Annotated in this window: 12 protein-coding genes; 6 read left to right on the forward strand and 6 right to left on the reverse strand. The window is 67.5% G+C overall.

Features of this window, described 5'->3' with window-relative positions; genetic code table 11:
* Positions 1-42: 42 nt before the first annotated feature.
* Complete coding sequence (locus tag EV649_RS19205) at positions 43-582, reverse strand: hypothetical protein (RefSeq protein WP_130384792.1); 540 nt, start codon at positions 580-582, stop codon at positions 43-45.
* A gap of 123 nt (positions 583-705) precedes the next feature.
* Here EV649_RS19205 and rarD point away from each other — a divergent pair, with 123 nt between their 5' ends.
* From rarD to EV649_RS19230, 5 genes are all read left to right on the forward strand, one after another.
* Positions 706-1,623 carry an EamA family transporter RarD gene (gene rarD / locus EV649_RS19210; RefSeq protein ID WP_130384793.1) on the forward strand — a complete coding sequence of 306 codons (918 nt, stop codon included), beginning with the start codon at positions 706-708 and terminating at the stop codon, positions 1,621-1,623.
* 99 nt (positions 1,624-1,722) lie between these two features.
* Positions 1,723-3,789 carry a PhoX family phosphatase gene (locus EV649_RS19215; RefSeq protein WP_241998356.1) on the forward strand — a complete coding sequence of 689 codons (2,067 nt, stop codon included), beginning with the start codon at positions 1,723-1,725 and terminating at the stop codon, positions 3,787-3,789.
* A gap of 73 nt (positions 3,790-3,862) precedes the next feature.
* Positions 3,863-4,345: an Rrf2 family transcriptional regulator gene (locus tag EV649_RS19220; RefSeq protein ID WP_130384795.1), complete on the forward strand. Its 483-nt coding sequence runs from the start codon at positions 3,863-3,865 to the stop codon at positions 4,343-4,345.
* A gap of 94 nt (positions 4,346-4,439) precedes the next feature.
* Positions 4,440-4,895: a cupin domain-containing protein gene (locus EV649_RS19225; RefSeq protein ID WP_130384796.1), complete on the forward strand. Its 456-nt coding sequence runs from the start codon at positions 4,440-4,442 to the stop codon at positions 4,893-4,895.
* Positions 4,896-4,987: 92 nt separating this feature from the next.
* The gene (locus EV649_RS19230) at positions 4,988-6,295 is read left to right on the forward strand and encodes a cytochrome b N-terminal domain-containing protein (RefSeq protein ID WP_130384797.1); all 1,308 of its coding nucleotides are present in this window, start codon (positions 4,988-4,990) and stop codon (positions 6,293-6,295) included.
* Here the strand turns inward: EV649_RS19230 and EV649_RS19235 are convergent.
* The 4 genes from EV649_RS19235 to EV649_RS19250 form a co-directional block, all read right to left on the reverse strand.
* Positions 6,282-7,400 carry an XdhC/CoxI family protein gene (locus EV649_RS19235; RefSeq protein ID WP_130384798.1) on the reverse strand — a complete coding sequence of 373 codons (1,119 nt, stop codon included), beginning with the start codon at positions 7,398-7,400 and terminating at the stop codon, positions 6,282-6,284. The genes EV649_RS19230 and EV649_RS19235 overlap by 14 nt on opposite strands.
* The gene (locus tag EV649_RS19240; RefSeq protein ID WP_130384799.1) at positions 7,393-7,875 is read right to left on the reverse strand and encodes a (2Fe-2S)-binding protein; all 483 of its coding nucleotides are present in this window, start codon (positions 7,873-7,875) and stop codon (positions 7,393-7,395) included. The genes EV649_RS19235 and EV649_RS19240 overlap by 8 nt, the downstream gene beginning before the upstream one ends.
* Positions 7,876-7,882: 7 nt before the next feature.
* Positions 7,883-10,213: a molybdopterin cofactor-binding domain-containing protein gene (locus EV649_RS19245; protein ID WP_241998358.1), complete on the reverse strand. Its 2,331-nt coding sequence runs from the start codon at positions 10,211-10,213 to the stop codon at positions 7,883-7,885.
* Positions 10,214-10,361: 148 nt separating this feature from the next.
* Complete coding sequence (locus EV649_RS19250; protein ID WP_130384801.1) at positions 10,362-11,567, reverse strand: helix-turn-helix domain-containing protein; 1,206 nt, start codon at positions 11,565-11,567, stop codon at positions 10,362-10,364.
* Between the two features lie 121 nt (positions 11,568-11,688).
* Here EV649_RS19250 and EV649_RS19255 point away from each other — a divergent pair, with 121 nt between their 5' ends.
* The gene (locus tag EV649_RS19255) at positions 11,689-12,453 is read left to right on the forward strand and encodes a hypothetical protein (protein WP_130384802.1); all 765 of its coding nucleotides are present in this window, start codon (positions 11,689-11,691) and stop codon (positions 12,451-12,453) included.
* A 533-nt stretch (positions 12,454-12,986) separates the two neighbouring features.
* On the opposite strand, the gene EV649_RS19260 is transcribed toward EV649_RS19255, so the two are convergent.
* Positions 12,987-13,439, reverse strand: coding sequence for a hypothetical protein (locus tag EV649_RS19260; protein ID WP_130384803.1), 453 nt, complete (start codon positions 13,437-13,439; stop codon positions 12,987-12,989).
* Positions 13,440-13,445 lie beyond the last annotated feature (6 nt).

A 13,445-nucleotide genomic window follows, 5' to 3' on the forward strand; every position in this document is an offset into this window, starting at 1 on the left:
CCTCCATCCAACCGCATCACACCAGCGGCCTCACGCAGCGAGTCACCCGATGGACGGTCCGCGCCTGTTCGCACCTACGTCTTTGACAGCTGGCACTCCGGCCTTGCCGGCGACGACCGGACCAGCTGCCGCACCAGCGGCGGCAGCAGGTGCCTGGGACGGTCCACCGGGCGCCTTCTTGGCCGCCGCCTCCGCGGCGAACACGACAGCGTGCGCGATGTAGTCCTCGGCGCGCCCGGTCCGCTCCGAGTCCATGGTGTTCGTCCGATCGTCCGCGGCCAGCAGCTCCGCCGCCAGCTTTCGTGCCGCTGCTGTTTCCGGCCGCGCCTGGTCCTGCTCGACGTGCGGTCGGTCGTTGCTGGCCAAGTAGTCGCTGAACGGTTCCGCTTCAGGACGGTCCTTGTCGCCGACGGTCGCCGCGACCACATCGCGGTGCGCCCCCATGGCCTCCGCCGCGATCGCCTGCCGAACACGCTGCCCGGCCAGCACGCGATCCTCCGCGGTGAGACTGGCCGACGCGAGCGCCGTACGTGTGACGTCGTCGGTCAACTCGTCGATGAGCTTGCCGCGGGACTGCGCCATCCGATTCCTCCTGTGGTCCATGGCCAAATCGCGCACAGCGTATCCACGCGGGAGGCCGCGGTCGTCTCACGTCATGAGCAAAGCGATTGGATGCGGCTGTCGGTCAGGCATAGTCTGAGCACCGTGCCAGACCAGCGAAAAGGATTCACCTACGGGTTCGCCGCATATCTGATCTGGGGGCTGTTCCCGCTGTACTGGAAGCTTCTCGACCAGTCCGGGGCGCTCGAACTGCTGGCTCACCGCGTGCTCTGGTCGCTGGTCACGATCGTGATCCTGGTCGTCGTACTGCGGAAGTTCACGGCCGTGAAGGCCCTATTGGCGGAACCGCGGCGGCGGTGGCCGTTGATCGCGGCGGCGTTCCTGATCTCGGCGAACTGGGGCACCTACATCTGGGCCGTCAACAACGGTCACGTCGTGGAGACCTCGCTCGGGTACTTCATCACGCCGCTGTTCACGGTCCTGCTCGGCGTCTTCGTCCTCAAGGAACGGCTCCGGCCGGTGCAGTGGACCGCGCTGGGGATCGCGTTCGTGGCCGTCGCCGGACTGACCGTCGAGAACGGGCGGCCGCCGTGGGTGGCGATCATCCTGACGTTCTCGTTCGGGTTCTACGGGCTGGCGAAGAAGCAGGCCGGCGCGGGCGCGATCGAGGGGATGGCGATCGAGTCCGGCACCGTCGTACCGTTCGCGGTCGCGGGGATCATCGCCCTCGGGCTGCACGGCGACGCGTCGGTCACCCACCACGGGACGGCGTACCTCGTGCTCGTGCTGCTGACCGGGCCGATCACCGCCGTACCGCTGCTGCTGTTCGGGGCCGCGGCGACCCGGGTGTCGATGACGACGCTCGGGCTGCTGAATTACATCGCGCCGATCATGCAGTTCATCTGCGGCCTGGTGATCTTCCACGAGCAGATGACGCCGATGCGCTGGTTCGGTTTCGGCCTGGTGTGGGTCGCGCTGGCGCTGTTCACCTTCGACAGCATGCACACCCGGCGCCGCAACATCGCCCTCGAACGCGCCGCGGTCACTGCTTCCGCAGTGTGATTGTTCGACTGCGCTTCGCTTTCTTAGGTCAACCTAAGCCGTGTGACGTTCACCTGACCTTCACTCAGTCGGCTCTCAGCTTCCCTAGGGTCGCTGATCGTGACCAAGTTCCTGCCGCTGATCAGTCAGATCGGCACCCGCCACGGGTCCCGCTCCCTCCGCACCTGCGAACTCAAGTGCGCGAACCAGTGCGACCACCCCGAGCCGAACACGTCCGGCAACGAGCACATCCAGACCGTGATGCGCTCCGCGTTCAGCCGCCGCAAGGTGCTCGCGATCGGCGCGGCCGGCGTCGGCGCCGCCGGTGTCGCCACGCTCGCGATCAACGCGCCCGCGATCGCCGACCAGACCAGCCGCGGATCCGGCAACGGCTCTGACAACGGCGCCTTCCCAGGCTTCGGCCACCGCGGTGAGCTGACGCACAGCGTCGTACCGCCGAACCGTCAGGACGACATCGTCGTGCCGAACGGGTACGACCAGGCCGTGATCATCGGCTGGGGCGACCCGGTGCTGCCGGGCGCGCCGAAGTTCGACCCGTACAAGCAGTCCGCCGAGGCGCAGGCGCGGCAGTTCGGGTACAACAACGACTACACGATGATCGTGCCGCTGCGCGACGACCGGGTGGCATTGCTGGTCTGCAACCACGAGTACACCGACGAGAACCTGATGTTCCCGACCGGCAAGTACTCGGCCGCGGAGATCGCGAAGATCGGGATGGCCGCGCACGGCATGGCCGTCGTCCAGATCGAGCGCGTCGGCCGCAAGGGTGAGTGGCGCCGCGACCAGCAACTGTCCCGCTACAACCGCCGGATCACCGCGTCCACGAAGTTCGAGGTGACCGGGCCGGCGGCCGCGGACGCCCGCGTCGGGAAGGTTGCCTACGGCACCTTCGGGAACTGCTCCGGCGGCGTCACGCCGTGGGGCACGATCCTGTCCGGCGAGGAGAACTTCAACGGGTACTACGACGTGAGCGGCACGATCCCCGCCGAGCACGTGGATTCCTACAAGCGGTACGGCGTACCGACGACCGTGACCAAGTCCGCGCGGCAGTGGAGCGTCGTCGACCCGCGGTTCGACCTGACCAAGACGCCGACCGAGGTCTACAAGTCCGGCTGGGTGGTCGAGGTCGACCCGTACGACCCGCGGTCGACGCCGAAGAAGCGGACCATGCTCGGCCGGCTCAAGCACGAGGGCGCGACCGTCACGATCACCGCCGACGGGCGGATCGCGGTCTACACCGGCGACGACGAGAAGGGCGAGTACCTCTACAAGTTCGTCTCGGCCGGCAAGTACGACCCGAAGAACCGCAAGAACAACTTCGGCCTGCTCGACGAGGGCACGCTGTACGTCGCCAAGTTCACCGGCGACGGCACCACGGACGGCGTGTACGACGGTATCGGCCAGTGGATCCCGCTGACCTCGGACACGAAGTCCTTCGTCGACGGCATGTCCGTGCAGGAGGTGCTGATCAACACCCGGGTCGCCGGCGACAAGGTCGGCGCCACCCGGATGGACCGCCCCGAGGACGTCGAGCGGAACCCGGTCAACGGCCGGATCTACGCCGCGCTGACGAACAACGACAAGCGCGGCGGCAGCTTCCCGGTCGACGAGGCGAACCCGCTCGCCGTCTCGCACGTGCGGGAGACGCTGGGCGGTCCGCTGGTCGAGAAGGCCGGCAACCGCAACGGGTACATCCTCGAGATCAGCGAGGAGGGCGACGACGCAGCCAAGACCGGCTTCTTCTGGACCCTGTTCCTGATCTGCGGCGACCCGGCCGCGCAGGAGACGTACTTCGGCGGCTTCGACAAGTCGAAGGTCAGCCCGATCTCCTGCCCGGACAACGTGGCCTTCGACGGCTCCGGCAACCTGTGGATCTCCACCGACGGCAACGTGCTCGGCTCGAACGACGGCATCTTCACCGTTCCGGTCGCGGGCCCGAACCGCGGCCAGGTCAAGCAGTTCCTGTCCGTGCCGTTCGCCTCCGAGGCGTGCGGGCCGCTGGTCTCCGACGACGACAAGACCGCGTTCGTCGCCGTACAGCACCCGGGCGAGACCGACGACGCGACCTTCGAGAAGCCCACCTCGACCTGGCCGCACACCGACAAGTTCCCGCGCCCCGCGATCGCCTGCGTCTGGCGCCGCGACGGCGGCCGCGTCGGCAGCTGACGACTCTCGAGGCCCGGCGCTTCGGTGCCGGGCCTCTTGACGGTGGCTATTCTGGACGTCTAATATCCAGGTTATGAAGATGAACGAGGGCGTCGAGTGGGCGATGCACAGCTGCGTGAATCTCAGCTGGGCGCCCGGTGAGGCGGTCACCGCCAAGCGGCTCGCGGCTTTCTACAACCTGCCCACGGCATACCTGAACAAGCAGCTCCAGGCGCTCACCCGGGCCGGCATCCTCACCTCGGTCTCGGGCCCGAAGGGTGGCTTCCAGCTGGCCCGCGACCCGGGCGACATCAGCCTGCTCGACATCGTCGTCGCCATCGACGGGCCGGACGACGCGTTCCGCTGCATGGAGATCCTCAAGGAAGGTCCGGGCGCCGATGCGCAGGCCGACTACACCAAGATCTGCGTGATCTCGCAGGCGATGCGCGGCGCCGAGCTGACCTACCGCCGCGAACTGGCGAACCGCTCGATCGCCGACATCGCCGCCGAGGTCGTCCGGCTGAACCCGACCGCCCCGAACAACACCCGAAACCGCTTCGCCAACCTCAAGTCATAGGCGGATCTCCACGCAGGCAGAACCCCCGAAATCTGCCGTTCGCGGCACGAAAAACGGCACTTCTGCCTGCGCGCCCGACCACCAAAGGAAACCCATGACCGTTCTGATCCGTGCCGCCGAGGCCGAGAGTTTGTCCGCGAGCGGTGTCACGTTGCTGGCCGACGTGCCGGACACCGACGGGCACCTGACCAGCCACCGCTCGATCTTCCAGCCCGGCAAGGAAGGCGCTCCCCCGCACCTGCACCGCGAGGCCGCCGAGCTGTTCTTCGTCCTGAGCGGCTCACTCCGCGTCCTCACCGGGGAGAAGCTCATCGAGCTCCACCAGGGCGACTTCCTCCACGTCCAGCCCAACACCGCCCACGCCTTCGAGGCCGCCGGCGACGAGCCCGCCGAGGTCCTGTTCGTCCTCACCCAGGCCAAGCCCCGCTTCGGCTACTACCGCCTCCTGGAACGCGCCTACCGCGGCGAGACGGACTGGTCCGAGGTAGCGAAGACCAGCGACCTGTACGACAACCACTACGTCGAAAGCCCCACCTGGCAGAACCGCTGACCTTCAGCCTCTGCGCGAAGCGTGATGTGTGACACGGGACGTCACATTCTCGGTGGCTGCGGTGTCGTATGGGTGACCGAGGGAGGTCGGGCATGCAGCGTCCTACGAGCAACCTGCGAGCGAGAGTATTTCCCAACCACTGGTCGTTGTTGTTCGGCCAGATCGCCTTCTACAGCTTCGTGGTGATCCTGTTCAGCGGCGTGGTCCTGATGCTGGACTACAAGCCGTCAACAGAACAGGTCGTGTACGACGGGCCGTACGGACCGCTGCGCGGAACGGAGATGTCGCGGGCGCTGGACTCGACGCTGGCGATCACCTTCGAGACCCGTGGTGGGTTGCTGATCCGCCAACTCCATCACTGGGCCACGCTGATCATGGTGGCGGCGATCCTGCTGCACATGCTGCAGCTGTTCTTCACCGCCGGCTTCCGTCGGCCACGGCGCCTGAACTGGCTGGTGGTTTTCGGCCTGCTGGTCATCACGTTGGGCGCAGCCCTCACCGGGACCTCGCTCCCGGACGACATGGCGTCGGGGACGAGTCTCGCCGTGCTCGACGGGGTCCTGCAGGCGACGCCGTTCGTCGGCTCCGCCCTGTCGTGGCTGCTGTTCGGAGGCGAGTTCCCCGGCGATGTGATCTCACAGTTCTACCCGCTGCACATCGCTGTCCTGCCCGCCGTGATCGTCGTACTTTTCCTTGCCCTCAGGCGGAAATCTGAACGAACCGTCGTAGGACGCGCCGCGACCGTAGCCGTGATCAAGCGGGTCGGCCTGTTCTGCTTCGTGGTCGGTGTCTCGGTCGTCATGGCCGCGACGGCAACCATCAACCCCGTCTGGCTGTATGGCCCGGCCGACCCGGCGGACACCTCGGCCGGTGTCGGCCCGGCCTGGTACCTCGCCTTCCTGGACGGCTCGCTCCGGCTCGCACCGGGCTGGGAAGTCGTCTGGTGGGGAAGGACGATCAGCTTCGCCGTGCTGTTGCCGGTCGCGATCTGCACGCTGTTCCTCGCGCTCGTCGCGGTCTACCCGTTCATCGAGGAACGGCTGACGGGCGACCGCAAGGAGCACCACGTACTCGAGCGGCCGCGCGCCAACCCGATCCGCACCGGCATCGGCGTCGCGGGCATCGTCTTCTACGGCGTCCTGTGGGCGGCCGCCGGCGCCGACACGATCGCCGTACAGTTCCATCTCTCGTTCAACACGCTGCTGCGGGTCTTCCAGATCCTCCTGATCCTGGGCCCGCCCGCTGCGCTGGTGATCACCCGCCGCGTCTGCCTGGGTCTGCAGCAACGCGACACGGAGATCGCGACGCACGGCATCGAGACCGGCCGGATCGTGCGGCGTCCCGACGGCGGGTACGTCGAGGACCACCGCCCGTCCTTGCGTCAGCTCACGTCGCACTGACGAGATGGCTCTGGCCATGAATCCGGCCCGTAGTCGTGGAGAGTGGACGTGCACTCGCCGCACTGCGGGTCGCGATGATCTCGGCCGCGATCGAGATCGCCGTCTCCTCCGGCGTCCGGGCGCCGAGGTCCAGCCCGGTCGGCGACGTCAGGCGGGCCAGCTCGTCCTCGGTCACGCCCGCGGATCGCAAGCGGGCCAGTCGATCTTCGTGGGTACGCCGTGATCCCATCGCACCGATGTAGCCGGCGTCCGTCCGCAAGGCCAGTTCCAGCAGCGGTACGTCGAACTTCGGATCATGGGTCAGCACGCACAGCGCCGTACGGCGATCGATCTGGTCGAGTGCACCGGCCAGGAAGCGATGCGGCCAGTCGACCACGACCTCGTCCGCCTCGGGGAACCGTGCCCGGGTGGCGAAGACGGCGCGGGCGTCGCACACCGTCACGTGATAGCCGAGGAACTTGCCGACCCGCGCCACGGCCGCCGCAAAATCGATCGCCCCGAACACGAACATCCGCGGCGGCGGGGTGAACGCCTGCACGAACACCGACACCTCGGTACGCCGGCATTCCCCGTGCGCGCCGTACTGCTTGATCGCGGTGGAGCCGTTGCCGAGCATCGCCACCGCGTCCTCGACCACGGCCGCGTCCAACCCCGGATCGCCCAGACTGCCGGTGACCCCGTCGAGCTCGACGACGAGACGCCGACCAAGGCCCTCCCCCGCCGTGACCACGGTCGCGACCGCGATCGGCCGACCCGAGTCGATCGCGGCGGCGACGGTCTCGAACTCCGCGAACGACGCCCGATCGATCGGCTCCACCAGCACCTCGATCACGCCACCGCACGTCAGGCCGATCGCGAACACGTCGTCGTCGGACACGCCGTACCGGCGGACCGTCGGCACACCCGTACGGATGACCTCCTGCGCCACGGCGTACACGTCGGCTTCGACGCAACCGCCGGACACGCTGCCGACCGCGACGCCGTCGCCGGACACCGCCATCGTCGCGCCGGGTTGACGTGGGGCAGAGCGGAACGTGTCGATCACCGTGGCGAGTGCGAACCGCTCTCCGTACCAAGGGCGGACGCGCGCGAGGACGTCACGCACCCATGTCCTCCGCGCCCGCCTTGACCGCTTCGCGAATCCGCGAGTACGTACCGCAGCGGCAGATGTTGCGCAGCTCGTCGAGGTCCGCATCAGTGATGTCACGGCCCTCGGCCTGAGCCTGCCGGACCTTCGCGACGGCGGCCATGATCTGGCCGGGCTGGCAGTACCCGCACTGCGCGACGTCGTACTTCAGCCACGCCTCCTGCATCGGATGCAGGTCCTTGCCGACCGTCGCCGGCAGCCCTTCGATGGTGGTGACCTCGTCCGCCGGCTCGATGTCCTTCACCTGCACCGAGCACGGGTTGAACGCCTTGCCGTTGATGTGCGAGGTGCACGACTTGCACACCTCGAGCGCGCACCCGTACTTCGGACCGGTGACGCCGAGCAGGTCCCGCAGAACCCACAGCAGCCGGACGTTGTCCTCGGCCTCGACGCTGATCTGCTTGCCGTTGAGCTTGAAAGTGTGCGTAGGCATGGATTCCTCAGAACGTGTGGTCGAGGCCGTCGGTCGGCGACTGCGGGGTGGACGGCTGCAACGGCAACGGCTCGAAGCTCAGCTTGCCGTGGTTGATCGGGAAGTACGTCGGCATCGTGCCAGTCGCCCGCGCATAGGCACACGCGACCGCGGCGAACGCCGGCGCCACCGACAGCTCACCGGCGCCGCTCGGGCTGTCGCTCGTGTTCGGCATGATCACCACCTGCACGTCCAGCGGCGAGTTCCACTCCCGCGTGTAGAAGTAGTTGTCCCAGCTGCCTTCCAGCGGGATACCGTTCTTGATGTGCAGGCTCGAGGTCAGTGCCAGCGCGATCGCGTCCTGCAGACCGCCGAACATCTGGGCCTCCAGACCACGCGGGTTGATGCAGAACCCGGGATCGACGACGATCACCGCCTTGGTCACCCGCGGGCCGGTCACACCCTCGCCCTCGACCGGCCGGTTCACCGTCTCCGGCCGGCAGTCGATCTCCACCAGCGTTGCGACGGCCGCCCGGTACTCCGAGTGCACGCCGACGCCCTGCGCCGTACCCTTCGGCATCGCCTTGCCCCAGTTGCCGACCTCGGCCGCCTTGTTCAGGACCGCGAGCAACCGCTGATCCTTGAGGAAGTTCCGGCGGAACCGGACCGGGTCCTGGCCCATCTTCGCGGCGAGCTGGTCGACCACCAGCTCCTCCGCGCAGACCACGTTCGGCGAGTAGATGTTGCGCATGCTGCCGGTGTTGAACTTCAGCGGGATCTCGTTGAGCAGCTGCGTCGTGACGCCGAAGTTGTACGGCGACGACTGGGTGAGCGCGAAGATCGTCTCGGCGAACGACAGGTTGCCGCCGACCGGAAGATCCGCCGCGAACGCCGTGATCATCTCGCCGAGACCGTGACCGAAGTCGGTCTCCACACTGGTGTGCCGCTGCTCGTAGGTGAGCACGTTGCCGGCCAGGTAGTTCACCCGGACGCGGGAGGTGCACATCGGGTGCGTGCGGCCCTGGCGGAAGTTGTCGGTGCGGGACCAGGACAGCTTGACCGGCTTGCCCATCTTCTGCGAGATCTCCGCCGCCTCGGCCGCCACGTCGTGGAACAGGTGCCGGCCGAACGAACCGCCGCCCTGGACGACGTGCACCTTGACCGCGTCGATCGGCAGGCCGAGCTGCTTGGCGATGTCCTCCTGGGCCACGATCGGCACCTTCAGGCACGACCAGATCTCGGCGCTGTCCGGGCCGACGTCCGCGATCGCGCAGTCCGGTTCGAGCGGGCTGTTGCTGGTGAACGCGAACACGAACTCGGCGTCGATCGTCTTCGTCAGCAACGGCAGCGCCGGAGCGGCCATCGGCAGCTGGGCCGCGCGCAGCTTCGCCAGCACGGTGGTGTCCGACTCGTCGTCCACCGTGCCCGGGCCCCAGGTCGCGTCGACCTTCTGGATCGCGTCGATGCACTGGCCGAACGTCTCGCCTCTGATCGCGACACCGTGGGTGATGCCAACAACATCGGTGATCCCCGGCAGCGCCCGCAGCGCCGCGAGGTTGTTGATCGATCGCAGCGTCCCGTTGATCGTCGGCGGCCGGGCCACCATGGTCGGCTTCGCACCCGGGACGTCCAGGTCCATCGCGAACTGCTTGCGGCCGGTGACGATGTCGTGCGCGTCGACGCGGTTCCGCGGCTTCCCGAGGACGCTGAACTCGGACGGCGACTTGAGCTCGGCGGACACGGTGATCGTCTTGGCGGTCGCGGCAAGCTTGGCCAGTGAGCCGTACGTCGCCGTACGGCCGCTCGGACCGCTCAGCACACCCTTGCGCGTGGTCACCTTGCCGGCCTCGACACCCCAGTGCGTGGCGGCCGTCTCCACCAGGCGCTGCCGGGCGATCGCGGCTGCAGTACGCACCGGGAGGTACATGCTGCGCATCGAGTTCGAGCCGCCGGTCAGCTGATTCATCAGCAGCTCCGGACGGGCGTCGGCGAGCGCGATCTCGACCTTGTCCATCGGGAGATCCAGCTCTTCTGCAACCATCATCGCGAACGCGGTGGTGATGCCTTGGCCGACCTCGGCCCGCGGTACGGCGAAGTACGCGGTGCCATCGGACTTCAACTGGACCGTGATCAGCCCGGACGTCGGTGCCGCCGCGAGGTTCTGCAGGTCGCCGAGGTCGAAGATGTCCACCGGCTGCGGCACCGAGGGAACCGCCGCATCGGCCGCCCGCGGGTCGGACTCGTTCGTCATCCAGCTCACGCCGACCGCGAGCGTCGGTGCGGCGATCAGGTACCCGAGAACCTTGCGCCGGCCCAGCAGACCGCGTCTGTCGGCCGGTCGGTCGCTTGGTCGATCCAACGAACGACGATGTTCGGCCATGAAGGTTCCTCCGTGCTCGAGCAATGCTGGGAACGCAGTCTGGCACCGTCATCGGCGTGGCGGCATGGCCACGATGCCCACGTTTTGCGCGGTCTTACTGTGCACAACGCACAGCCCGACCCTTCGGTCACGCAGAGGGCGGGAACAGTCTGAAAGCACGCAGCGCAAGGCCGAGCTCCAGGTGGAAGCCTTCGTCGCTGAGGTTACGGCCGGTGATCTGATGGACCCGGTGCAGGCGGTTGATGACCGTGTTGCGGTGACAGTGCGCAAGGTCCGCAGTACGACGTACGGAACCCGCCGCGAGCACCCACTTGTCCAGGGTGTCGAGCAATAGTTCGCGTTCGGCCGCGGGTACTGTCATCAGCGGCTCCAGCCAGTGCTGCACGAGCTGCTCGGCCAACTCCGGTGCGCTGAGCAACAACGCCTCGGGCAGCCGCTCGGTCAGCGCCGCCACGTCGATCTGACCGGCCGGGAGCGTACGCCGGGCCAGCATCGCCTGCCTATACGCGATATTCACGTCGGCCAGACCGGAGACAACGCCGGACAGACCTGCCGGTGCGTGTACGACGTCACGCAGCGTGCGGAGCACTGTGACCGGGGATTCCGTGCCCACAGCAAGCAAACCGACGACGGTCTGCGGACGTACCTGCCACGCGGAAGCGATGCGGAGGCCCGCAAAGCGCCGTACAAAAGAGGATGTCGTGCACTCGTCGTCGATCAGGTTGTCGATCGCCACCACCGCGTAGCCGCCGTTCACGGGTACGTCGAGGACGGTGGCCGCCTCTTGTATGAACGCCCGGTCCTTCCCGGGGCCGTGCAGCAGGCCTTCCCAGAGGGTCGACCTGCGCCGCTCGTCGGCACGGACGAGTTGCCGCTCGGCGGCGTGATAGGCGGCCGCGACCTGCGAGGACGTTCGGTCGACGACTTCCCAGACCTTGCTCGCAACGTCAAGCAGCGCCTCGGAGTCGACCACGCCCTGCGCGCGAGCCTCGTCGATCAACGCCTCCCACACCAACCGCCCGCCAAGGCGGAACGACTTGAGTACGTCGTCCAGCGGCATCCGCTGCTCCGCCCGCCGCCGCCCGGTCGCCTGCGCCGCGTCGAAGTGGTCGTCGTTGTCGGCAATCATCTGCACAACGCGGGCAACGTTGTCATGACAGGACCGCCACAGATCCTGCTGCGGCACCGCATCCATCTCGCGATACGCAGGGTTCTGCTCGTAGATCGTCTCGACCAACGCATCGGTCAAGGCCGGCAGATGCAGCAACACACTCTCGGCCAACGCCTCAACCGTCAGCCCCACCACCGGCAACGCAACATCCCGCTCACCCATAGTCGGCACAGCATCGCACACAGTCGCGTACTTGGGTACGGGTGAAGTACGGGCAGCGAGCTGTTCCACCAGGTCCTTACTGTTCGCAGCTGACCCGACCCCTCACATCCTGGATGGAACTGTGCGCAAAGTCATCGCCGGGCTGGCCGCCCTTGCCGCCGCCGGCGCCACGCTCGTCGCCGTCTCCGCCGGCGCCGAAGCCGCCACCACGTGGCAGGCTCACGACAAGAACTGCAAGACCGTCCCCGGCCCAGAGGGCGTGTCGATCGGCTCGGTCTGCGCCGAGGTGCAGAAGCAGGTCACCGACTCCGGATCGATCACCGGCTACCGCGGGCGGGCCTCCGTCGCGCCCGCCGCCGGCCAGTCGATCACGCCGGATCACTACGTCTGGAACAGCCAGATCACGGAGTACTGTTCCGGCGGCGAATGCGCTCCGAAGACCACTGCGTGGACGTCGTCCTGGTCCCCGGTCCTGACGTCCGAGAGCGCGTATGTCACGTGGGGCGACTATGGGGACGTCGGGGCCTCCTGGAGCCGGTGGTGGAAGATGGCGGGCAAGTGCGTGACGTACGTCGCGGGCGAGGTCTGCGTCAACCGGTACGAGCGCGAGTACCGCACGTACCACGAGGAGCGCGGACAGCTCATCGTCAAGCCCGCCTCGGGCCAGTGGATCGAGCCGCGGTGGGTCCGCGTCGGCCACGTCATCAACGGCACGAGCACCTCGCAGACCACCAACCTGTGCGACCCGTCCTGCACGCGGACCAGCACGAACTTGTCGCGCTCGGTCGTGCGTTCCTTCGACAGCGGCTACGAAGAGGGCTTCGCCTCCGCCAGCTGGGCCCTCCCCTCCGGAGCAGTCAAGAGCATGCGCGTCGCCTACCCCTGACGACCTGGCAAGGGCGCTGATGCAGTCAGCTGTTCGCGGCTTTTCGTACTGCCTCGAGAGACAGTGACAGCTCGGGTCCGAGACGATGTGGCCGAAGGTGTCGTTTGGCGAAGGGTGACACCGGCCTCGGCGGTGGCGTGCGCGGTGAGCACGTCCCGCTGGTAGGGGTACGTACGCCGGTCGTCGAGGAAGGTGCGGTACGCGTACCAGGGGTCGACGAAAATCCAGCCCGAGCAAGGGCCGCGGTCCGCCGACCGCGGCCTTGCTCAGCAGGTTGTGCACGATCTCGGTCCGTTCGACCAGTACGGCGATCCTGGGCACTCCGCATCCGCCATCGCCCATGTCCTCGCGCACACGCATCGATCCCGGCCGACCGTTGCGGCGTGCGCGGTGGCGCGGCTGCCCGCCGAATCGTGGGATTCGGCTATGAAATCGCCGCTTTCGGCGCCTCGATCCACGACTCGCGGTGCGGGGTGCCTGCCAAACGCCACGACTCGATGGGGTGACCTCTCAAACCAGCGAGGCTGCGGAGGCTACTTTCGCAGTTCGATCCGGACCGTACGTAACACGTCCTTGAGAGCCTTCTGGATCTCTTGATGGCGGCGACTGAGCTCTTCGTAGTCGTCGGCCTCACTCAGACCGTGCACTGCTGAGTGCACGGATTCGAAGCGATCGTCGAGACCGGTGTTTCCGCTCAGGTACGTCGCTTGTCCGATCGCCGACCGCGCTCTGGACTCAGAGCGATAAACCTCCTGCCGAAGGGCCTCCCGGTCCGCCTCCGGTTGCCGGCGCAGACGCGCTCTTGCGCGGCCGAAGTTGGCTCGCTCGTACTCGTACAACGCCTCCGTACACTCGCCGAAGACCCGCACCTTCGCATCGAGGATCTGGGCATCTCGAGCGCCTTTGCGCTGAAGCACTTGCGAGACAACGATGCCGACGACCGTCCCCACGAGAGCGAGGGCGCCGCCTACGAGTGTGCCAAGCATCCGCCA

This window comes from Kribbella sp. VKM Ac-2569, from assembly GCF_004216905.1.
Lineage (GTDB): Bacteria > Actinomycetota > Actinomycetes > Propionibacteriales > Kribbellaceae > Kribbella.

Excerpts from the sequence above, each read along its gene's own strand:
- EV649_RS19205 (WP_130384792.1), bottom strand. The coding sequence starts at position 582 with ATGGCGCAGTCCCGCGGCAAGCTCATCGACGAGTTGACCGACGACGTC.
- EV649_RS19220 (WP_130384795.1), top strand. The coding sequence starts at position 3,863 with ATGAAGATGAACGAGGGCGTCGAGTGGGCGATGCACAGCTGCGTGAAT.
- EV649_RS19225 (WP_130384796.1), top strand. The coding sequence starts at position 4,440 with ATGACCGTTCTGATCCGTGCCGCCGAGGCCGAGAGTTTGTCCGCGAGC.
- EV649_RS19230 (WP_130384797.1), top strand. The coding sequence starts at position 4,988 with ATGCAGCGTCCTACGAGCAACCTGCGAGCGAGAGTATTTCCCAACCAC.
- EV649_RS19240 (WP_130384799.1), bottom strand. The coding sequence starts at position 7,875 with ATGCCTACGCACACTTTCAAGCTCAACGGCAAGCAGATCAGCGTCGAG.
- EV649_RS19250 (WP_130384801.1), bottom strand. The coding sequence starts at position 11,567 with ATGGGTGAGCGGGATGTTGCGTTGCCGGTGGTGGGGCTGACGGTTGAG.
- EV649_RS19260 (WP_130384803.1), bottom strand. The coding sequence starts at position 13,439 with ATGCTTGGCACACTCGTAGGCGGCGCCCTCGCTCTCGTGGGGACGGTC.